Below are 21,707 nucleotides of genomic sequence, written 5' to 3' on the forward strand. Positions count from 1 at the left end.
TTTTCCTCATTTTCAATTTTTAAGTTTTAGCATATTTTAACAAAACACAACTGATAATTATAAAAAGCACAACCGGACTCCAGGCTCCAAACAAAGGTGGAATAGCCTGAAATTTTGCCATAAGCATTGTAACCATTTGAAAAACATAAAACAGAACAACCGCCGTTATGCTCATTGCAAGGCTCACAAGCAAAACATTTTTACGAGTTTTTCCGCTAAGTCCAATCGCTAAAAAAACAACAATAAAAACAACAAAAGGAAACGAATATTTTTTATAATAAACAGATTTTTCCTCTGCGCTTGGAAGTCCTGCTTTTTCAAGATGCTCTATATATTCTCTAGCTTCTTTCGTGTTTACCCGTTCAACAGAAATTGTATTATTTCTGAAAGTTTCTGGAGGTTCCAAAAGACGTTCTTCTAATCTTTTTTCCAAAACGCAAGCTAAAAAATTTTCATCTTGAAATTTATATTCCACAGCATTTTCAAGTTTCCAAGAATTATTTTTCCAAAAAGCTTTTTGAGCATAGACAACCGCATCAGGCTTTTTGTCTTCAGTTCTAAAAAGAACATAAAGTTTTGAAAGAGATTCCGCTTTATTGTTGAAAAAATCCGCCTTGTAAATTACATTTCCGCCTTCCGCCATAATCACAATCTTACTGTTGTTCAAAGATTTTTCTTTCGACAAAACCGATTCCTGCAACTGCGTTTTTTTTGAAAATGACGGAACAACAATATTATCCTCAAAAATAAAAAGAGCGAAACTCATTGCAACAGCAACGGTAAGCAATGGAACTGAAAATTTAAAAAGCGAAATTCCAGATGCAAAAACCGCAAGCAACTCATTTCGCGCATAAAAATCACTGAGCATATAGGCAGTCGCAAAAAGCATTGCAATCGGAACAGCATACCAAACCGCTTTTGGAATATAATAAATAAGAATCAAGGCGACATCACGCGACGAAACATTTTTTGAAATATAATTCCAAAGATTCATAAATAAATCCGTAAGGCAAAGAACAAGAACAAAAAACATGACCGCACCAATAAAAACTGGAAAAAAACGCTTGAGCATATAAAAAACAAGTTTCATTTTTTCTTGAGCCTTATGTAAAGAATAATTCCTAAAATTCCTATTACAAAATTAGGAGTCCACATCATCCAAAATCCGTTGTAGCCTCCGCGGATTCCAAACATCTGTCCGATTATTGTTGCTGACCAGTAAAGAACCGAAAGTATTATTCCGAATATAAGTCCAAGTGTTTGTCCGTCTTTTTTCCCAAAGATTAGTGCAAGAGGAAAAGCTAGCAGAGCGAAAAAAAACGATCCAAAAGGAACTGAAAATTTTTTATTGCATTCAAGTATAAAAGTGTTCAATCTTTTTTTTGTTGAAGAATTTTCCTGCTTCATTTTTTTTATTCGCTTTATCAAATCCCACGATGTCATTTCACGCGGCGAAGTTCCGTTGCTAGAAGAGATAATAGAATCTTCAAAAATATTCAGCCTCAGTTTTTCAGCTGAAATAGATTCATAGTTTTCTGTTTTTGATTTATCAAGGCTCAAGACAATCGGACTGTTCATATCAAGCTGCATGATTACGCCAGGAGTTGAAGATTTTTTCACGTCGGAATTTCCAGCCATTATAATACGCTGAACACCGTCTTTTTCTGAGTCAAACAAAACAATATCAGAAACATTATTTTTGCTGACATTTCCAATTACTAAAGTTGAATCATTCATTCTTTTTATTGACTTTGATTCAAGCTCGATCGCAGGATTTGACACAATAATTTGTTTGAAAAGACGGTTGTATTTTAAAGTTCCAATCGGAAGGAAATAGTCATTCATAATAAAACTAAAAACTGAAATCAAAAGTCCCATTGCCAAAACAGATTTTAAAATCAAACTATAACGCTGACCACTTGCCCGGAAAATTAAAATTTCATTGTCGGTAACAAGTCTGCCAAGGCACATTAAAAAACCAACAAGTGTCGCAAACGGCGCAGACTGAGAAATAACATTCGGCAGGCAATACAAAATCAGTTTTAAAACAGAATTTATGGGAACCCTTTTCTTTAAAATAGTTTCAGCAAGCAAAAGAATTTGATTTACAAAAAACACGACAAAGAAAAAAACAAAGCAAATTAAAAAGTAAAGCAAAAGTTCCTTTGCAATGTAGCGTACTAAAATATTTGATTTTACAGAATTCAGTTTGAAGATGTTCTTTGCAAAAAAAGCCTGCATTTTTACACAATCAGTTTTTCTTCCAATTGAAAATCCAGCTGTGTAAATTTTTCTTTGGAATTCAAAGTGTTTTAATTTCTTAAATTTCCGTTTAAAAAAAAGAAAAGAAAAAGCGAATTGCTTTCTAGCAAAAACAACAGCCGAGTCTATTTTATTGTAAACAAATTCAAAAAATTTTTTTGCCAACATCAAGATTAGACACCAGTGCTTCCGAAGCCTCCAGCTCCACGTAAAGTTTCAGAAATAGAATTTACAGAAATAAAATTCGCTGTTGTAACTGTAGAAATTACAATCTGGGCAATTCTATCTCCGCTGTTCACGGTAAAATCATCCTGTCCAAAATTAGCAAGAATAATTTTGAGCTCGCCACGGTAATCGCTGTCAATAGTTCCGGGCGAATTTAAAACAGTAACGCCATTTTTTAAAGCAAGCCCGCTTCTTGGACGAACCTGAATTTCATAGCCAGACGGAATTTCAAAACTCAAGCCTGTAGGAATCAAAGCACGGTCGCCTTTTTTAAGAACAATCGGAGAATCCAGCAAAGCGCAAACATCAGCACCGGCGGAACCTTCTGTTTTATAAGCAGGCACAACTGCGTTTTTTTTCGCAACAATTTTCAAATCTATCTTTTCCAACATAATATTTCCTTTTTTTGTTTTGAAGAAAGTGCAGGTCCATAAACAAGCGAAGATTTTTTTTCTTCATTTAAAAGATTTTTTATGAAACCGATTATATCATTTTTTTCAGCCGAACGTATACTATTCAGAATTTCTTCAGTTTCGCAAAGTGGAAATCCCATCGAATAAAAATTCCAAAGCCGCTGCATTAAAAACGAAGTTCTAGTTTCTCCAAGAATTTCAGAGCCGCACAAACGCTCTTTTGAAATTTCAATTTCTTCATCTGAAATTTGATTTTCAACAAAACCTGAAATTTCTTCTGAAAGTTTTTTATAAACTTCCACAGCTTTTGTTTTTTCACAGACCGAATACGCACACCAAAGTCCTGCGTTTTCATAAGTCGTGTAAAAACTTCCAACTGAATAGCAAAGTCCGGATTTTTCACGAAGCGAAGAAAAAAGTCGGCTGCTCATAGTTTCTCCGGCGGCAGAATTAAAAATCAAAAGTGAAATATAATCTTCAAAGGAAAGACTTGAAGAAAGCGGATACAAAGAAAAAATTTGCGTCTGATTAAATTTGGCTTTTAAAATCCGATTCTCTGTGTTCCAAAAAATCTTCTCTGAAAAATGAAGATGCCTAAAAAATTCCTGCGAAGGTTTGTGCTGTGGAAGTTTCTGCAAGGTTTCAACAAGAATATCTTCAAAAATTTTTCCGCAAACAATTACAACAAGCTCGCCTTCTGCAAAATATTTTTTATACCAGTCAACCATCTGCTCCCGTGTAATCGAATCAACATCATCAGAAGTTCCAGTTATTGCAAGACTAAGTTTTTGATTCGGCCAGACACAAGACGCAACTTCATCCATTGCAGAATCATCAGGATCGTCCAAAACAGCAAGAATTTCACTCTGGACAACACCGCGCTCTTTTTCCATTTCTTCAGGCGGAAAAGTACAATTCGAGCTCAAATCGCAAAGAGTTTCCAAAGCAGTTTTATAGTTTTCCAAATTTTCAGAAGGAACAGTGCAGTAAACGCCTACATTTTCGCGCTCGGTAAAAGCATTGAAAATTCCGCCCATTCTGTCAAAAATAAGAGATATGTCCCGGTTCGATTTTGTTTTTGTTCCTTTAAAAATCATGTGCTCGGTAAAATGGCTGATTCCATGCTCACCTTCATTTTCAAAACGGCTTCCAACTGAAAAGTAAAAACCGAATGTTGTAACTTTTGAATTTACAACTTGCTGAGTGATAAGCGTTATGTTATTTAAAAGATTTTGTTTTCTTGCGAGCATAAAATGATTTTAGCAAATTTCAAAAAGTTTTGCATCAGATTGAAATTTTTCAAAAAAAAATCCGCCTGCAAAATTCACAGACGGATTCAATTCAGAGTTAAATAAACTTATTTGCTTTCAATTGCATCAATGTAGCTCAAATTCAATCGGCCCATCTTGTCAACTTCAAGCAGCTTTACAGGAATAACCTGACCTTCCTTGAGAATATCGCTTACTTTTTCAACACGATTTCTTGAAAGTTTTGAAATGTGGCAAAGTCCTTCTTTTCCCGGAAGAATTTCTATAAACGCGCCAAAGTCCATAATGCGCTTTACAGTTCCCTGATAAATTGTCCCTGGCTCTGGATCTTCGCAGATTCCCTTTATAGCGGCTTTTGCAGCATCAGTTGAAACACCAGACTTGCCGTAAATTGTAACAGTTCCGTCATCTTCAGTATTGATTGTAACATTATACTGCTGGCAAAGAGCTTTTACATTTTTTCCGCCAGGTCCAATCAAAGCTCCGATTTTATCGACAGCGATTTTCATTGTTTCAATTTTTGGAGCATAAGGACTGATTGGCTGAGGCTTGCTGATACATTTTTCCATTATGTCAAGAATATGATTGCGTCCGCGTTTTGCCTGCTCAAGAGCACGTCTCATAATATCCATTGAAACACCGGCAATTTTTATATCCATCTGGAATCCTGTAATTCCATCGCGGGTTCCTGCAACTTTAAAGTCCATGTCGCCAAGGTGATCTTCTTCTCCCAAAATATCAGAGAGAATCGCATATTTTTTGTACTGCGGTCCGTCAGTGATAAGTCCCATTGCAATTCCGGCAACCATTTTTTTCATCGGAACTCCAGCAGCGAGCAAAGACAAACATCCGCCGCAAGTTGAAGCCTGAGAAGAAGAACCGTTAGATTCCATGATTTCAGAAACAACACGGATTGTATAAGGGAATTCGCTTCTTGAAGGAATCATCGGAGCTAAAGAACGGCGCGCAAGATTTCCATGTCCAATTTCACGGCGTCCAGTTGTAAGTTTTCCAACTTCACCAACAGAATATGGAGGGAAATTGTAATGAAGAATAAAGTTTTCAGTTCTGTCGCCTTCAATGTCATCGTAAACCTGCTCGTCCATTGCAGTTCCCAAAGTTGTTACAGCCAATGACTGAGTTTCGCCACGAGTGAACAAAGCTGAACCGTGAGGACGAGGAAGAACATTTACTTCACAAGTAATCGGACGAATGTCTTCTGTGCCGCGGCCGTCAATGCGAAGACCTTTTTCAAGAATGCTTGAGCGGAGCAAATCATACTGAATGTCATCAAACAAAGCGTTGAACAATTTCGCCTGAATTTCATCTTCAAGCTGCTCTGAATATTTTTCCGCAATTTTAGCTTTTACAGCCTTTACCGCATTTCCGCGCGCCATTTTTCCTTTCTGGAAACAAGCTTCCTGCATAAGAGGAATTGCCTCGGCTTTGATTGCATCCGCATTTTCAAGTTTAACATCAAGAGGTGCAAGCGGAAGTTTTTCTTTTCCGGCAAGCTTTACGAGTTCTTCCTGAAGCAAACACATATCGGTAATAAATCCCTGCGCCTTTTCCAAAGCTCCAAGCATAACTTCCTCTGAAACTTCGTTTGCACCGCCTTCAACCATTGTAAATCCGTCTTTAGTTCCGGCAACAACAATTTCAAGCTGAATTTTTTCCATCTGCTCATAAGTTGGATTCAGAATATATTCACCATTCAAATATCCAACGCGAACACCTGCAACAGGTCCATGGAAAGGAATGTCAGAAATAGAAACAGCCGCGCTAGAAGCAAGAACTGCAAGAATGTCTGGAGGATTCACGCCGTCAATAGAAACGCAAGTCGGAACAATCTGGATTTCACGTCCGAAAGATGTTTCAAAAAGAGGACGCATAGGACGGTCAATAAGACGGCTTACAAGAATTTCCTTGTCCTTTGGACGGCCTTCACGCTTTACAAATCCTCCAGGAATTTTTCCTGCGGCATAAAATTTTTCGTTGTACTCAACTGTTACAGGAACAAAGTCAAGCCCTTCCTTTACTTCGCTTGAAGCGCAGACAGTTGCAATTACAGCAGTTCCACCAATCTGCGCATAAACACAGCCGTTTGCCTGCTTTCCGATTTTTCCAGTTTCAAGAATAAGTTCCTGATCACCAATTTTTTTGGTTACTCTTTGTATCATAAAAGTTTCCTAAATATGCTTTTTATGAACTTCTGATTATCCACAGATTACATCGATTCCCAATCTATAGAAATCCATATAATCGGTGGACTGACTCTTATCAGAATATTCAAAGGGAAATTCTTTTGAATCCACCTTAAAAAAACAACGGCAGTAAATCCATTTTTGAATTCATCTGCCGTCATCATCCAATTTTTTCTGCAAAATTACTTGCGGATTCCAAGCTCTTTTATAAGAGAGCGGTAGCCTTCAAGATTTGTGCGTTTAAGATATTTCAAAAGCTTGCGGCGAGCACCAACAACTTTTAAAAGACCACGCTGTGCGCAGGTGTCTTTCGGGAAAGTTTTGCAGTGAGCAGTAAGCTCTTTAATGCGCTCTGTCATCAAAGCAATTTGAACATTTGAATTTCCAGTGTCGCTTGCGTTTGCTCCAAATTTTGAAACGATTGACGCTGTTGTTTCTTTTGTAAGTGCCATTTCTTACTCCTAATAAATTTATTTTCAGTCCTTCGATTTTTACAGGGAACAAAAGTGGCGCTTTGTATTCCAAGCAAAATCACAACGGAATGAACTGTTTACATTCTACTGATATAGAAAGAAAAGTCAATGTTAAGCCGAGCGGCAAACTTCTCTGCGAATCAGCAAAATTTTATCTCGGCTGTTTTTTCTGCAATTCCGGAAGTCGGAAGCGCAATCCTAAGATTTTCGTTTTCAATTTCAAGAGTTGTATGAAAAATATTTCCGTCAGAATCAAGCGCGGTAACTTTGTAAATTCCATTCTTTGGCAAAACCTGATTTTTTTCATTGTGGAATTCAAAAATTGAATTTTCACTTCCAACTGATTTTTCTTTAAATGAAATTCCGCGGACATCCAAAGCGAACGGACGCAAAAGCATTTTCTGCGCGCATATAAAATTTCCTGCAAGAATTTCTTTTTTTACGCGGCTTGAACTGATTTTTTCATCTTCAAAAAAAACGTAATCTTGCCTGCAAAGCTCGAAGTTTTTTTTCTGCGAAATCTTTTCAAGTTCTTCCATATTAAGCAAGCCTTTGTAACCGCACTTAAAATCGCTTCCTTCAACAAGAAATTTCATTCCGCAAACTGAAATCAAAGTTTCAATAAAATCAGCACCTTCAATTTTTGAAAAATCCTGCGTAAAATCAATCACAACCGCAAAGTCAAGTCCAAGATCCTTGAAAAATTCCAGACGCTGCTCAAGAGTAAAAATTAAACCAGTTCCTTCATTTTTTATCTGCGAAGAAAAAGTTATAATTCCTGAAACAAAATTCTTTTGAGAAACAGCAGTTTTTATAAGCGCAACATGACCTGCATGAATAGCTTCAAAACTTCCAATTGTAAGAGCGCAGCCTTTTGACTTCCATTCAACTGGAAAATTCAAACTGCAAAATTCATTCCAAGAAAAAACTTTGAATTCTTTTTTTTCAGGCGGAACAACAAAACCATAAGAAAGTTTTGCATCTTTGTTTTTGCAGATTATTCCAGCGAAAGCCCCAGACGAATAAAAAACAGCAATTTCATCTTCTACATTTCCGCAGATTGCAATGTCAAACATTTTCTGCGAAAGCGGACGACCATTCAAATATGACTTTTCAAATTCAGGCTTTAAAATATCGCAGCTGAATCCGCAAAGAGACGCCAGTTTCTGAGAAAAAAGCAAAAAGTGATTTCTTATATCTTGAATTTTTTCAGCTGAATCTTCACGACTTTTTTTTATTTTCTGTTCAAACGGAAGATGAATTTTTTCTTTTTCCTTTTGAAAATAAAACGCGTTTTGAATTCCGTTTTCTATCGAAAATTCTTTTAGTTCTCCAAAGCAAGCCGCATCTTTTAATTCAAACGGTCCGACTTTAGTCCGCCTCAAAGCGCATAAATGGGCGCAAGTTCCAAGGCTATAAGCAATGTCTCTTGCAAGCGCGCGTATGTAAGTTCCTTTTGAGCAGACAATTTCAAGAAGAGCATAAGAGCAAGCGTCATTTTCTGAAGGCTCTTTAAAATCAAGAAGTTCATTTTTATAAACAAAAACCTGTCTGCTTTCAAGATGAATTTCATTTCCGCCGCGGACAAGATCACTTGCGCGTTTTCCGTCAACATGAAGCGCAGAATAAACAGGCGGCACTTGAAGAACCGCTCCGGTAAATTTTTTCAGCGCAACTTCAATCTGCTCTTTGGAAACTGCCGCACCAGTTTTTACAACATCGCCAGTCGGATCAAGAGTGTCCGTTTCTTTTCCGAAGCAGACAACAGCCTGATAAGTTTTTGTAAATGAAGTTATATGAGGAACAAGGTGCGTAAGATTGCCAGACAAAACAACAAGCAAGCCTTCAGCAAAAGAATCCAAAGTTCCAGTATGCCCGACTTTTTCAGTTTTCAAGGCATGCTTTATGCTCCAAAGAGAAGAAAAACTTGTAATTCCCGGAGTCTTTGCATAGAGCATAACCCCGGAAACTTTATTCTTGGTCTTCTCTGGCATTCTGCTCATTCTGGCTGATTTCAATTTGCCTAGATTCATTTTCCAGCGCATTAAGTTTTTGAACCATTTTATAGCCTTCTTTCATGCTGAAATCCGCTACAAAAGTAAGTTTTGGAAATCTATAGATTGAAACTTTTTTTGCAATTGTAGACTGAATAAATCCAGCCGCGCTCTGCAAGCCTTTTACACCGCGTTCAACAGAAGCGTCGTCCAAAAAAGATGAGACATAGACTTTCGCACATGATAAATCTTTTACAACTTCCACTCGGTTAATTGTAAGAAATTCATTCACGCGCGGATCTTTTACTTCGTGGCGCATTATGAGGGTGGCGATTTCTTCCCTAAGCAGGTTTCCCAGCCTGTCCATTCTATACTGTCCCATTGCAAATCCTTTTATTCAGCAGATACTTCTGCAGCGGCATTTTTCTTTTCAGCTTCTGCCTGCTCATCTGCCAAAGTTTTTCCGAGCTTGCGTTTAACTTCGATTGTCTCAAAAGCTTCAAGCTGATCTCCAATCTGAAGATCCTGCCAATTTTCAATTCCGATACCGCATTCAAATCCGTCTTTAACTTCCTTCGCATCGTCCTTGAATCTTTTTAGAGAAGCAATTTTTCCAGTGTAAATAACAACGCCGTCGCGGATAACGTTTACGCTGCAAGTTTTTTTGATAACACCATCTGTAACGTAACATCCGGCAATAACACCAATCTTTGGAACTTTGAAAGTGTTGCGGACTTCGGCAGTTCCTGTTGTCTCGTCTTTTGTGTCAGGCTGAAGCATTCCTTCCATAGCCTGCTGAATTTCTTCAACACACTTGTAGATAATGTTATACTTGCGGATTTCAACTTTTTCCTGTTCAGCCAAAGATTTTGCCTTTGGAGTCGGGCGGACATTGAATCCGATAATAATCGCATTTTCATCAGCAGCAGCCAAAGTAACATCACTTTCATTGATTGCACCCGCGCTCGAATGGATAACAACAAGCCTAAGTTCCTTTGTGCTGAGTTTTTCAAGAGAGGTTTTAAGAGCTTCCGCAGAACCTTGCAAATCAGCCTTGATAATAACCTTGAACTCTTTTACTTCGCTAGCTTCGATTGTTGAATACAAATTATCAAGCGTAACTTTCTTGACAGCCTTTGCATCTTCAAAGCGTTTAAGCTCCTGGCGTTTTGCGGCAAATGCACGAGCATCTTTTTCAGTTTCTGTAACCTGAATAGGATCTCCGGCATTCGGCATAGCTTCAAGACCAAGAACTTCCACCGGCATTGAAGGAGTTGCTTCTTGAATTTTTTGTCCGCGGTCATTGAAAATCGCACGAACGCGGCCCGAATAAATTCCTGCAACCAAAGGATCGCCGATATGCAAAGTTCCACGCTGAACAACAACAGAAGCAACAACACCGCGCCCCTGGTCAGTACGGCTTTCAATAACTTTTCCTTCAGCGCGGCAATCATACTGCGCCTTAAGCTCAAGAACTTCAGCCTGAATAAGAATCGCATCCAGCAAATCATCAATTCCCTGATGTTTCAACGCTGAAATATTTACATACTGAGTGTCGCCGCCCCAAGCTTCAGGAGTGAGTCCAAGCTCGGAAAGCTGCGTCATAACTTTTTCAGGATTTGCATCCGGCTTATCAATTTTGTTGACTGCAACAATAATTGGAACTTTCGCATCCTTTGCATGGTTTATAGCTTCCATTGTCTGAGGCATAACACCATCATCAGCCGCAACAACAAGAACAACAATATCTGTAATCTGTGCACCACGGGCGCGCATCATTGTAAACGCCTCGTGTCCCGGAGTGTCAAGGAAAGTAATTACGCCCTTCGGAGTTGAAACCTGATAAGCACCGATTTTTTGCGTGATTCCACCAGCTTCTCCAGCGGCAACATCAGCATTGCGGATTGCATCAAGCGTTTTTGTTTTTCCGTGGTCAACGTGTCCCATAACGGTAACAATCGGAGGACGAGTGCGCTCACCTTCAGACCTTCCCTTGTCGCTTTCAATAACAGTTTCGTCATAAAGGCTTACAAGGTGAACCTGACAATTATATTCAGAAGCAAGAATTGTCGCCGTGTCAGAATCAATGGACTGGTTGATTGTAACCATCATTCCCATTGACATAAGTTTGCCGATAATCTCGCTTGCCTTAAGATTCATTTTGCGGGCAAGATCTGAAACGGAAATTGTTTCCATGATTTCAATTTTCTCTGGAACAACGCTTGCCGGAGTTGAATCATGCTTTTTGTTCTGATAAAGTTCTTCCTCGTCAAAGAAATCTTCTTTATCTTTTCTATTATAAACTTGTTTTTTGCCCTTAAACTGCTTTTTAGCCGGAGCCTTGTTTCCTGCAATCGCTGAAGGATCTGCAAATCCGCCTGGACAAGGTCCGCCAAATCCTGGACGCCCTGCTCCGCCAGCAAATCCTCCCGGTCCGCGATTGAAGCCGCCTTGACCACGATTAAATCCACCCGACTGTCCATTGTTTCTGTTGAAGCCGCCTGATCCGCGATTGAAGCCGCCACCAGTTCCATTTCTATTGAAGCCACCCGGTCCACGGTTAAATCCACCCGGTTGTCCGTTATTTCTGTTGAAGCCGCCATTTGGGTTTCCACGGAAAGAACCGTTACGATTTCCAAAATTTGCTCCCTGCGGATTTCCACGGTTGAAGTTATTTTGTCTTTCGCGGTTCTGGTAGCTCTCTCTAGCCTGACTTCCAGTAAATCCGCCATCTCTGCGTCCGTTTCCATTATTTGAATAACGGTTTCTTCCGCCACTCAAATTTCCTGCTTTAACATTCGGTCGGACATTCGGAAATTCCAAAGTCTGAACCTGAGGCTTTGCAGGCTGGGCAACAGGAGCAGCTGACTTTTTTTCTTCCGCCGCAACAGTTTTTTCCTGAGAAACAGGAACTTCAGTTTTTACATCCTCAGCTTTAACAGATGAATCAGGAGTCTTTTTAGACACTACGTGAATTCTTTTTTTCTGTTCTTGTTTTGCCGCCTCTACGGAAGGAGCTTTTCTTTTTATAACAATCTTCCGCTTTGGGCTGGCTTCCCCTGCAGGATGAGAGTCCTGTACATGCTTATTTAAAACTACGCCTGTCTTTTTCTCTGATTCATCTGCCATACTGTATCCTATTACCTCTTACTCTTCTTCAAATGAGAATTCAACACCGCATTTCGGACATCTTGTCATATCCGGTGTAATTTTTTCGCCGCACTCAGGACAGAAATATTCTTCTTCTGAATCTTCCTCTGCTGAATCTGCTGTCTGCTGCGGTTCTTCCTCATCCTCAAACTCAACGTTTTCATTTATAATTGAATAAACTTCATCAAGCTGTTCTTTTGTTACATCGTCAAGTCCATTCAACGCTCCGCTTTCATAAGACGAAACAAAAACTTCTATATCATCGTAGCCGGCTTCCTTAAGAATTTCCGCAACACGCTGGTCAACCCCCGGAAGCTGGGCAACTGTAAGAATTTCCTCGTAAGATTCATTTTCTGAACCGCCAAAGAGTTCTTCCGCAGCCCTTCTTGTGTCATTTTCAACAAGATCTTCATCTGTAACCATAGCTTCGGTTTTTACATCGATTGACCAGTTGCAAAGACGGTTTGCAAGGCGGACATTCAAGCCCTGTTTTCCAATTGCAATAGAGAAATTTTCATCGGAAACAACCGCAAGCGCCTCTCTTTTTTCAGCATCTTTAATTACAACATGCTTTACTTCAGCAGGAGAAAGCGCATTTTTTATAAATACATGAGGATCTTCATCATAGCGCAGAACATCGATTTTTTCACCTTCAAGCTCGCGGATTACATTCTGAATGCGAACACCTTTCAAGCCAACACAAGCGCCAACAGGATCTACATCGATTTTATTTGAAGCCACTGCAATCTTTGTTCTGTAGCCAGGCTCGCGCGAAATGCTTTTTACAACAATCGTATTATCCTGAATTTCAGGAACTTCAAGTTCAAGAATGCTTTTTACAAAATTCTCATCTGTACGGCTAAGCACAACCTGAATTCCGGAAGGAACTTTTTTTACGTCTTTTATCAAAGCCCTGATTCTGTCGTTCTTTTCATAAACTTCACGTGGACTCTGATATTTTACAGGAAGCACACCTTCAACCTTTCCAAGCTCAACATAAATGTTTCCTTTATGCTCGCGCTGGTAATATCCGATTATAATCTGTCCGAGTTTTTCCTTGTATTCATCAAGAAGCTTTTTGCTTGAATTTTCATTCAAATCCTTGTGAGCTTCCTGTTTTCCAACTGAAACCGCGCCGCGTTCAAAATCACGTTTCGGGTCAAGCGGAATATCAAGAGTGTCATGAATCACAGCTTCTGGAGCAAGTTTCTGCGCTTCTTCAAGTTCAATTTCAATAACAGGATCATAAACTCCATCAACAACAGTTTTGCGCGCATAGACATTCACATCCGACATATCATCTGCAAACTTTACAATGCAGTTGTCGTAGCCTTTTCCGAATGATTTTTGATACGCCGCAAGAATCATTCTTTCTATAGTCTGCCTGATTGAAGATTCATCAATTCCTTTTTCTGCAGAAAGCGCACGGATTGCATCTGCCATTTCTGACATAACAAGCCCCCTTATAAATGTAAAAATTTTGCTTTAGCAATATCAGCATAGGCAACAGACTCTTCGCCGCCGCCTTCTAGTTCCAATGTAACTTGATTTTTATCTGAAGATTTTATTTTTCCGCAAACCCAGTCATTTACGTTTTTATCCCAAACGCGGACTTCTCTTCCTGTAAAAATCTCAAACTCAGCCGCATTTCTTAAAGTGCGTTCAATTCCCGGCGAACACATTTCCATAGAAATATCGTCTTCATTTTTTCCAAGGATTTTAACCATTTCTGAAAACAACGCGCGATGTGCTTTTGCACAATCTGAAACACCGATGTCCTTTTTGGAATCCGATGAAGCTATGACAGCAGAAATATTAATTTTGCCATTCTGCGGAACAACATGAAGCTCCACCAGCTTAAAACCTTCCGCAGACATCACAGCGGAACATTCATTAAAATACGGAATATTCTCGAAAGAACTATACTCCAAGTCAAACCTCTAAAAAACACGCTTAAAAAAAAGCATTTCAGACTAAAAAAAAAGAGCCTTTTTTGCGGCTCAATTTTCAAAGATAATCAAAATGTATAAAGATATTATCATTTTAAATCAACATTGTCAATAAACAAAAGCGCATTCTGCAGGGCAAACGCATGTAAAAACACTTTCTGATAAAATTACAGAAAGTGTGAAATTTTAAAGGAGCCTTAAAACCGTTTGGCGGAACTGGCGGTTTTCCCGAAACCAGATCGTGCGCTTGCTTAAACTGTCCTGTTTTTTATTCTCCGGTTTTTCTGCTTGGCGTAAGATATTTAATGCAAGACGGCGCATAACTGTCATGTTTTCCGGACTATGATCCTTTCGGTGCCTTTTGTAGTCCTCATTGAAAGTCATATCAAGACACCAGTGAAGGCGGTTTTCAATTCCCCAGTGTAGGCGAATTGATTTTTTCACAAGTTCAATGTTATCAAGTGAAGTTAGAAAAAACCTGATGTCTGTGGAAGTTTTTCCATTTACAGTCCGTTCTTCCCGTGCCATGGCAACAGCCTTAAGTCCCGGCCACTCATCTTTATTCTCCAGCCACGACAGGTTCGTGCACAGGTAATACTGCCTGTTTTCAATTCGTCCATGGTCAGGATTACATTCCTTTTCGCTTTTTATAACTCCGTATTTTGCAAGCTCCTTTTCATCCATAGAGAAAAAGTCTTTTACGGCTTCGTGTGTCGTGCTTTGATTTCCTTTCAAAGAAAGAACATAGTCTGCTTTTTTTTCCTTAATTTTCTCGCAGATTTTTTTCTGGCAGCCCATTGCATCGATTGTGATTATCATTCCCCTTATATCAATCAGTTCCAGAAGCTCAGGAATTGCAGTGATTTCATTTGACTTTTCATCTGTCTTTACCTGCCCAAGAATGAGGGACAGTTCATCTGCCCATGCACTTACAATGTGAATTCCCTTTGCTCCCGTGACCTTGTTTGAGCCGCACATCGTCTTTCCGTCGATGGCAACAATTGTTCTGTCCGGTTCAATTTTTACTTTCTCGTAAATTCCATGAGCCCACTTTATAAAAACTTTCTCGATTTTATCTGCGTTCACATTTCTGAAAACCCGGAGAATTGTGTCGGCACTTGGCGGACCGAACTCAAACTTCACCAGCCCCTTGATGGACTCTTCCGCTTCCTCCGCCCATTCAGCTATGTGCTCAATGTCCTTGATGCCGCTTAGCAGCCCGAACAAAACCAGCAGGAAAATATCAGCCAGTTCAAACTTCCTGCACCTTTTTACTCTAAAATCGTCTATTTCTTCCAGACTTTCTCTTAAAAGCATAATTCCACCCAAGGGGAATTTTACCATTTTGTGCATTTTTTAAATAGTAGTTTAGAGATTTAAAACAAAAAATTTTTACATGCGTTTGCCCTGGCGCATTCTGCAGGGCAAACGCATTATAAATGTATTCAGCATAAAACTGGCTCCCAGGCACGGTTTCGTGTTTCAAAATCGCGCAATAATGCGCTACACGCTGATTGTTGCAAAGTAACTATAGAATTGCCCGCTCACTCGGTCGCAACAATCATGCCACCCATGAACCTTTTCTTCGCGCAAACTTTACTTAAATTATTTATAATGCGTTTGCCCTATAGAATTCTGCAAAAACTTCTAAAATATATTATTTTTCATTTACAGATAAATATGATAAAATAGTCCGATGAATGAAATTGAAATCAAAGCACATGTTTACAAAAAAGACGAACTTATAAAAAAATTAAATTCTTTCGCTGAATTTAAGCAGGAAGTTTTGCGCGACGACACTTACTACGAAAGCCCGCTGAATCCAAAAATCAAAATCAGAATCCGAAAAGAAAAATACGGAAAAGAGACACGCAGCATTCTCACTTACAAGCAGAAAGAAATTAAAAGCGCATCCGAAAATTTCAGCACAGAATTGAACGAAGAACTTGAAACTGAAATTCTATCTCCCGAACCGCTGGAGAAATTTTTTTGCGACGCAGGATTTAAAGTCGCGCTAAAAAAACACAAAGAAGTCATGGACTGGAAACTGGAACTTCCAGCTTCAATTGAACACACAAAACTTAAGGCAACTCTTGAACTTTGCAATGTTCCGCCGCTCGGTTACTTTCTTGAAATAGAAATTCTTTCGCCGTCAAAAAAAGATGAAGATGTAAAAAAAGTTCAGCAAATTTTATTTGAGCTTCTTGAAAAATGCGGAATCGAAAAATCCTGCATAGAAGAAAAATATTATTCAGAACTTCTTTCGCAAATTGAAAAAAATAATTAAATTATAAAGAACAAACAAAATAGTAATAATAGAGGAAATTTATGTTTGAACGAATTAATTACAAAAATCAGGCACGCGAGCAGCTAAAAGGAAAATTAAAAACTCCAATAATTGCGTTTGTTGTAACAATGGCAATCACTGCAATGGCGGCAGGACTTCCGCAGGAAAATCTGGACGGAACAACTGGGCTTATTTCATTTTTGCTAATCAGTTTTATAAACAGCGTTTCATCTTTTGCATTTTTAAGAATTTTTATTCAGATTTACAACACAAAAACCAAGGCTGAATTTTCAGATTTTATAAACAGTTTTTCACATTTTGTAAAAGCTTTTCTCGGATTTCTTTGGTTTTATTTGTGGGTCGGACTTTGGAGCTTGCTTTTCTTTTTCCCGGGAATTGTAAAAGCATTTTCGTACTCGCAGATGTTTTTTGTTCTGGCGGAAAATCCAAAAATTTCAGTTTCAAAAGCCATGAATATAAGTAAAGTTCTTACGCGAAACCACAAAGGCGATTTGTTTCTTATGTCGCTAAGTTTTTTGGGCTGGGAATTTCTTTCGATGCTCACACTTTTCATTCTCCAGATTTGGATCAAACCTTACGAAGCAATGTCATTTACAAACGCATATTACGCACTAAAAGAAGAAGCGTTCAGGACAGGCTCGCTTACACCGGCGGACTTTGAATCGTAACTAAAAGTTATTTTTTATTGGAGGAAAAAATGAAAATAAAATTTTCAAAAGATAATTATTCAAAAAAAGGGATTGCAGTTTTTGCCTGCACAGTCGCTCTTGCAGCCGCTATTTTTATCTTTAACACAGCAAATTCCGCCTTGAACAAAAATAAAAAAAGCACAATTTCCGCAGTTTCAAATTCAGAAACAAAAATCAAAGACAAGCTGCTTGGAAAAAAAGAAAACAAGTTTCCAAAGAACGAATACATCGCAAAGCTTTTTATAAAGGGCGTAATTTCAGAATCAAACGATTCATACAATCAGGAATGGATTTTGTCCACAATAGAAAATTTGCAGGAAGACACGAACAACCGCGGAATCGTCCTTGTAATAAATTCTCCAGGCGGCGGAGTTTATCAGGCAGACGAAGTTTTCCTTGCGCTTGAAAAATACAAAAAGAAAACCGAACGTCCGGTTTACGCATACTTCACTTCTCTTGCGGCGAGCGGCGGATATTACGTTGGATGTGCGGCTGACTACATAATGGCAAACAGAAATTCTCTAACCGGAAGCATCGGCGTTATAGCAGGGCAGTTTACAGATTTGACAGGACTCATGGAAAAATGGGGAATAAAGTCCACAACAATCCACTCAGGACGCAACAAGCTCATGGGAAATTTCAACGAACCTATGACACAGGAACAGCAGGAAATAATGCAGTCAATCGCAGATGAATGTTACGAGCAGTTTACGGATATTGTAGCAGAAAGCCGCGGACTTTCAAAAGAAGAAGTCTACAAACTTGCGGACGGAAGAATCTACACAGCCTCGCAGGCAAAAGAAGCATCCCTCATAAATTCAATAGGAACTTTAGACGAGCTTATTGAAACAATGCAACGAAAAGAATTCGACTTTGCAGAATACGAAACCGCGGATTTTTCTTATCAAAAAGAAGATAGCATTTACAGAATGATTATGGGAAGCGCAAAAGAATTCAAAAAAGCTTCATTGGGAATTCCTGATGCTGTAATGGAAGTTTTAGAGCCGCAAATTGAATTTCCGGCATATTATTACAAGTAGGAATTTTCCTCTGAAATAACAATTCCAACTTGCTTTAGCGTAAAGCCTTTCTGAACAAGAGAGGCTTTTATTTTGTCCAAGTCTTTTTTGAACAATAGGCACTTTTTATAAGCACGCCGGCAAATCTCAAGTTCATCTTTTTCTGAAAAAAATTCATCAAGGGCTTTTTTTGAAGCTATGCGGTCAACGCCTCTGGATGCAAGTTCGGCCGCAAGCCGGATTCTTCCTTCAGCATGGTCGATTGAACGGCTTCTTAGCCAAGCACCGGCAAATCTTTCATCGCTTAAATTTCCACACAGCTCAAGATAATCCAAGGCTTTTTCTACAGCGGATTTTTCAATTCCCTTTTTTAAAAGCTTTCGCTCAAGTCCGGCACGGCAATGCTCAGCGCGCGCAAGATATGTCATTGCGGCAAATTCAGCGCCATAAACAATCGCCGCATTTAGCAAATCCGAAGCTTCTTCATCCGAAAATTCCGCTCCGGCAAAAAGCTTTTCCTCAGTCAAAAGAGAAAGGTAAGACGCACGCAAAAAAAATGCAGACCCAACAGAAGGTGTAATTTCGTACACTCCTGTAAAAGTCTGCTGTATTTGGCGAATAACCAATTTTAGCGTTTGCTGAACTGGAATCTGCGGCGAGCACCACGCTGACCATACTTCTTACGCTCAACCATACGAGAGTCGCGTGTAAGATATCCGTTTGCCTTAAGAGAAGGACGTGCGTCTGGATCTACCTGAGTCAAAGCACGGGAAACTCCATGCAAGCAAGCTGCAGCCTGACCATTAAGTCCGCCACCGCAAACGTTGATAAGAATATCAAACTTGTTTACATTTGATGTAACCAAAAGCGGCTGAATTACAAGACGAGCCTGTGATTCTGTTGCAAAATAGTCTTTTATATCCTTTCCGTTAACAACAATTTTTCCTGAACCTTCGCGCATAAAAACACGAGCAGTTGCAGTTTTTCTTCTTCCTGTACCGATAGCTAAATTCTTAATCACGATATGCTCCTATTTTAAACTTCAAGAGGTTTTGGATTCTGAGCTGCATGAGGATGCTCTGGACCTTCGTAAATCTTAAGATTTCCGATAATCTTGCGTCCAAGGCGGTTATGAGGAAGCATTCCCCAAATTGTTCTCTTCAAAGGTTCTGTAGGATGTTTTTCAATAAGAGTATTGAATGAATAAGAGCGCAAACCACGTACATAACCTGTATAATGGCGATAAAGCATATTGTCAGCTTTTTTGCCTGTAACCTGAATTTTTTCAGCATTAACGATTACAACAAAATCACCACACATAGAGTTCGGTGTATAAGAAGCTTTGTGCTTTCCACGGAGAACAGAAGCAGCTTTTGCAGCTACACGTCCCAAAGTTTTTCCAGATGCATCAATGACATACCAGTCATTTTTTACATCTTCATTTTTAGCAAAATAAGTTTTCATGTATATACCTTTCTAAATAAAACATTACGTTTTCCGCTTTGCATCCAGCTTCAAACGTTTGCAGGCAATGAGCAGTTGCCAACAATATATACGGGGTAAAAAAATATACCATGTTTTCAGTTTTTTAGTCAATTAAATTTAAGAAATTCAACTGTAAAAACTGAAAATATTTGCGATGAATAAGAAATTTATTTTTTTTCTATTGATTTAGCGGCGTTTTCTTCTTTTTTTGCTTCTTTTTTATCTTTTATATCAGCAAAACCTATAAAAACTGAAATGAGCCCGCAGAATGCCGCAAAACACGGAGTAAATCCTTTCAAAAATGAAATAATGTCAGAAGTCCAGTTCAAGCCAAGACAAGAAAACACACAAAATCCAATCAGAACAATTCCAATCAACAATGAAACCATAAAATACTCCATAATTGTTTTAGCCGTTCTTGTAAAAACAAAAACGGCATTTTATAAAAAAATTATCAAACTAGTAATTTTCAGGTTTTACTTCAAAATAGCTTTGAGGATGAGCGCAAACTGGACAAATATCCGGCGCTTTTTTTCCTACGCAGATATGTCCGCAGTTTGAGCATTGCCAGATAACGTCTCCGTCCTTGCTGAAAACACACTCATTTGTAACGTTATCCAAAAGCTTGCGGTAACGCTCTTCATGTGTTTTCTCAATCGCGGCGACACCTTCAAATTTCTGGGCAATATCGATAAATCCTTCTTCACGCGCTGTCTTGGCAAACGAAGAATACATATCTGTCCACTCGTAATTTTCACCTTCCGCAGCATCCTTTAAATTTTCTGCGGTGCTTTTTATTCCGTCGTTAAGATATTTGTACCAAAGCTTTGCGTGCTCCTTTTCATTTTCAGCAGTTTCCTCGAAAATTTTTGCAATCTGCACAAATCCGTCTTTGCGGGCCTTGCTTGCGAAAAATGTATACTTGTTGCGGGCCTGAGATTCACCTGCAAAAGCCGTCTTAAGATTTTCTTCTGTTTTTGAACCTTTCAATTCCATGATTTACCTCCAGTACAAATACAGCCATAAAAATAAAAATTTTCTAATTATATAAAGTATAATCAATTATTTGCACAATTGCAATTCAAACAGGAAATTTTTTTAATTTTTACATAATTCTGGACAAAACCATGAAAATAATAGTGCTTGAAAAAATGCTTACCATAGAATTTTTAAATAAAAGGTGAATGACAACAGTTGCCACAGAAGCAGCCAAATGAGGAATTCCAAAAGGAGAACTCAAAAAACTTGTGTCCTTGAAGCAATAAACGACCAAAACCGCCATAATTAAAGACGGCGTGTATTTCTCAATAAAGCGGATTATCGCAGGCGGATTTTTTCTGCTGAAGGCAACAAAAGGAAGCAAGCGCGTTCCATAAATAACTGCCCCGGAAACAAAAACAGCTACCAAAGCCATCATAAGGCTATAAGACTCTTTCATGCCAATTTCTCCGATTTAGAATTTGAAAGAATTTTCTCTTTTGCAAAAAATGACGGACCTCTTGCCAAAAGCATAACTCCAAGAGCCGCGCAAATTGAAAACCAGATTATATTTGACGAGCCAAAAACTCCGGTTTTATAAAGCACAACAGAAAACACAGCGGCAAGTCCACCAGCCAACGCAGGCACACAATCCTTTGAAGATTTTAGCTGCTCAATCAAAAGAACTATAAAAAGCGAAGTGAGCGCAAAATCAACTCCGGTTAAAAATTTTCCAAGTCCGTAGCGATTCATAACGGTGTAAGCCACAGCGCCAATAAGACTTCCCAAGCACCAGTAGCTTTGGTCCAGCGCGGAAACAACCGCATAAAAAGAAATTTTATTCACACGGGGCGGAACTTCAATTCCCTGAACAAGCGCAAAAGTTTCGTCCGTAATTGCAAAAATAAGATAAGGCTTTTTTCCGCCGGCATTTTTATATTTTGAAATAAGCGAAAGTCCGTAGAAAACATGGCGGATGCTAAGCAAAAACTGAACAAGAATTATTTCAGCAAAAGAAGCTCCGGAAGCAAGCTGACCGACTATAAAATATTGTCCAGAACCAGTATACATGACAACCCCTGAAAGAACTGCAAGCCACCAAGGATAGCCTGCATTCGCAAGCAGCATTCCGAATCCAATTCCAATCGCAATATATCCAAAAAACACAGGCGCAGTTATTTTCAGAGCATGGGCAAAAACATAGCGGTTCATAATGAGCAAATATAATAGCAATAAAGATAAATAGGTTCAACAGCGCAAAATTTAAACTTTCTACAATAAAATTCAGCA

At 38.8% G+C, this 21,707-nt stretch carries 22 protein-coding genes; 3 read left to right on the forward strand and 19 right to left on the reverse strand.

From position 1 onward, the window contains the following. Nucleotides 1-19: 19 nt before the first annotated feature. From TRESU_RS10595 to TRESU_RS10650, 12 genes are all read right to left on the reverse strand, one after another. Nucleotides 20-1,090, reverse strand: a complete 1,071-nt coding sequence (locus tag TRESU_RS10595; RefSeq protein ID WP_013702207.1) for an LptF/LptG family permease — start codon at nt 1,088-1,090, stop codon at nt 20-22. Next, nucleotides 1,087-2,241: an LptF/LptG family permease gene (locus TRESU_RS10600; RefSeq protein WP_245535673.1), complete on the reverse strand. Its 1,155-nt coding sequence runs from the start codon at nt 2,239-2,241 to the stop codon at nt 1,087-1,089. Before TRESU_RS10600 ends, TRESU_RS10595 begins: the two co-directional genes overlap by 4 nt. A 194-nt stretch (nt 2,242-2,435) precedes the next feature. Next, entirely contained in the window at nt 2,436-2,879 is a 444-nt protein-coding gene (gene dut / locus TRESU_RS10605; protein WP_013702209.1) for a dUTP diphosphatase, read from the reverse strand. Continuing rightward, the gene (locus tag TRESU_RS10610) at nt 2,864-4,150 is read right to left on the reverse strand and encodes a M16 family metallopeptidase (RefSeq protein WP_013702210.1); all 1,287 of its coding nucleotides are present in this window, start codon (nt 4,148-4,150) and stop codon (nt 2,864-2,866) included. The genes dut and TRESU_RS10610 overlap by 16 nt, the downstream gene beginning before the upstream one ends. A 107-nt stretch (nt 4,151-4,257) precedes the next feature. Continuing rightward, the gene (gene pnp / locus TRESU_RS10615) at nt 4,258-6,348 is read right to left on the reverse strand and encodes a polyribonucleotide nucleotidyltransferase (protein WP_013702211.1); all 2,091 of its coding nucleotides are present in this window, start codon (nt 6,346-6,348) and stop codon (nt 4,258-4,260) included. Nucleotides 6,349-6,554: 206 nt separating this feature from the next. Further along, nucleotides 6,555-6,824 carry a 30S ribosomal protein S15 gene (rpsO, locus tag TRESU_RS10620; RefSeq protein WP_013702212.1) on the reverse strand — a complete coding sequence of 90 codons (270 nt, stop codon included), beginning with the start codon at nt 6,822-6,824 and terminating at the stop codon, nt 6,555-6,557. A gap of 161 nt (nt 6,825-6,985) precedes the next feature. Continuing rightward, entirely contained in the window at nt 6,986-8,839 is a 1,854-nt protein-coding gene (truB, locus tag TRESU_RS14360; protein WP_052299594.1) for a tRNA pseudouridine(55) synthase TruB, read from the reverse strand. Beyond that, nucleotides 8,817-9,221, reverse strand: coding sequence for a 30S ribosome-binding factor RbfA (gene rbfA, locus TRESU_RS10630; RefSeq protein ID WP_013702214.1), 405 nt, complete (start codon nt 9,219-9,221; stop codon nt 8,817-8,819). Before rbfA ends, truB begins: the two co-directional genes overlap by 23 nt. Nucleotides 9,222-9,232: 11 nt before the next feature. Then, entirely contained in the window at nt 9,233-11,968 is a 2,736-nt protein-coding gene (infB, locus tag TRESU_RS10635; RefSeq protein WP_013702215.1) for a translation initiation factor IF-2, read from the reverse strand. An 18-nt stretch (nt 11,969-11,986) separates the two neighbouring features. Beyond that, a complete protein-coding gene (gene nusA, locus TRESU_RS10640; protein WP_013702216.1) occupies nt 11,987-13,441 on the reverse strand; it encodes a transcription termination factor NusA in 1,455 nt (484 codons plus the stop codon). Nucleotides 13,442-13,452: 11 nt separating this feature from the next. After that, complete coding sequence (locus TRESU_RS10645) at nt 13,453-13,920, reverse strand: LSm family protein (protein ID WP_013702217.1); 468 nt, start codon at nt 13,918-13,920, stop codon at nt 13,453-13,455. A gap of 204 nt (nt 13,921-14,124) precedes the next feature. Continuing rightward, nucleotides 14,125-15,282, reverse strand: coding sequence for an ISAs1 family transposase (locus TRESU_RS10650; protein ID WP_245535656.1), 1,158 nt, complete (start codon nt 15,280-15,282; stop codon nt 14,125-14,127). A gap of 352 nt (nt 15,283-15,634) precedes the next feature. Here TRESU_RS10650 and cyaB point away from each other — a divergent pair, with 352 nt between their 5' ends. Genes cyaB through sppA form a run of 3 tightly spaced genes read left to right on the forward strand, consistent with a single transcriptional unit; the run spans nt 15,635 to nt 17,975 of the window. Beyond that, nucleotides 15,635-16,225, forward strand: coding sequence for a class IV adenylate cyclase (gene cyaB, locus TRESU_RS10655; protein ID WP_013702218.1), 591 nt, complete (start codon nt 15,635-15,637; stop codon nt 16,223-16,225). A gap of 41 nt (nt 16,226-16,266) precedes the next feature. Beyond that, nucleotides 16,267-16,914: a DUF975 family protein gene (locus TRESU_RS10660; protein WP_013702219.1), complete on the forward strand. Its 648-nt coding sequence runs from the start codon at nt 16,267-16,269 to the stop codon at nt 16,912-16,914. 29 nt (nt 16,915-16,943) lie between these two features. After that, complete coding sequence (gene sppA / locus TRESU_RS10665; protein WP_013702220.1) at nt 16,944-17,975, forward strand: signal peptide peptidase SppA; 1,032 nt, start codon at nt 16,944-16,946, stop codon at nt 17,973-17,975. Here sppA and TRESU_RS10670 read toward each other — a convergent pair. The 7 genes from TRESU_RS10670 to TRESU_RS10700 form a co-directional block, all read right to left on the reverse strand. Further along, nucleotides 17,966-18,544, reverse strand: a complete 579-nt coding sequence (locus tag TRESU_RS10670) for a regulatory protein RecX (RefSeq protein ID WP_013702221.1) — start codon at nt 18,542-18,544, stop codon at nt 17,966-17,968. The genes sppA and TRESU_RS10670 overlap by 10 nt on opposite strands. A 38-nt stretch (nt 18,545-18,582) precedes the next feature. Further along, the gene (gene rpsI / locus TRESU_RS10675; RefSeq protein ID WP_013702222.1) at nt 18,583-18,975 is read right to left on the reverse strand and encodes a 30S ribosomal protein S9; all 393 of its coding nucleotides are present in this window, start codon (nt 18,973-18,975) and stop codon (nt 18,583-18,585) included. Nucleotides 18,976-18,989: 14 nt separating this feature from the next. Continuing rightward, nucleotides 18,990-19,418, reverse strand: a complete 429-nt coding sequence (gene rplM, locus TRESU_RS10680) for a 50S ribosomal protein L13 (protein WP_013702223.1) — start codon at nt 19,416-19,418, stop codon at nt 18,990-18,992. A gap of 188 nt (nt 19,419-19,606) precedes the next feature. Continuing rightward, on the reverse strand, nt 19,607-19,828 hold the full coding sequence (locus TRESU_RS10685) for a hypothetical protein (RefSeq protein ID WP_013702224.1): 222 nt from the start codon (nt 19,826-19,828) through the stop codon (nt 19,607-19,609). Nucleotides 19,829-19,898: 70 nt separating this feature from the next. Next, nucleotides 19,899-20,435 carry a rubrerythrin gene (gene rbr, locus TRESU_RS10690; protein ID WP_013702225.1) on the reverse strand — a complete coding sequence of 179 codons (537 nt, stop codon included), beginning with the start codon at nt 20,433-20,435 and terminating at the stop codon, nt 19,899-19,901. 109 nt (nt 20,436-20,544) lie between these two features. Continuing rightward, the gene (locus TRESU_RS10695; protein WP_013702226.1) at nt 20,545-20,877 is read right to left on the reverse strand and encodes a branched-chain amino acid transporter permease; all 333 of its coding nucleotides are present in this window, start codon (nt 20,875-20,877) and stop codon (nt 20,545-20,547) included. After that, nucleotides 20,874-21,629: an AzlC family ABC transporter permease gene (locus TRESU_RS10700; protein WP_013702227.1), complete on the reverse strand. Its 756-nt coding sequence runs from the start codon at nt 21,627-21,629 to the stop codon at nt 20,874-20,876. Before TRESU_RS10700 ends, TRESU_RS10695 begins: the two co-directional genes overlap by 4 nt. Nucleotides 21,630-21,707: the final 78 nt, after the last annotated feature.

Origin of the sequence: Treponema succinifaciens DSM 2489, assembly GCF_000195275.1 — a bacterium.
Classification (GTDB): domain Bacteria; phylum Spirochaetota; class Spirochaetia; order Treponematales; family Treponemataceae; genus Treponema_D; species Treponema_D succinifaciens.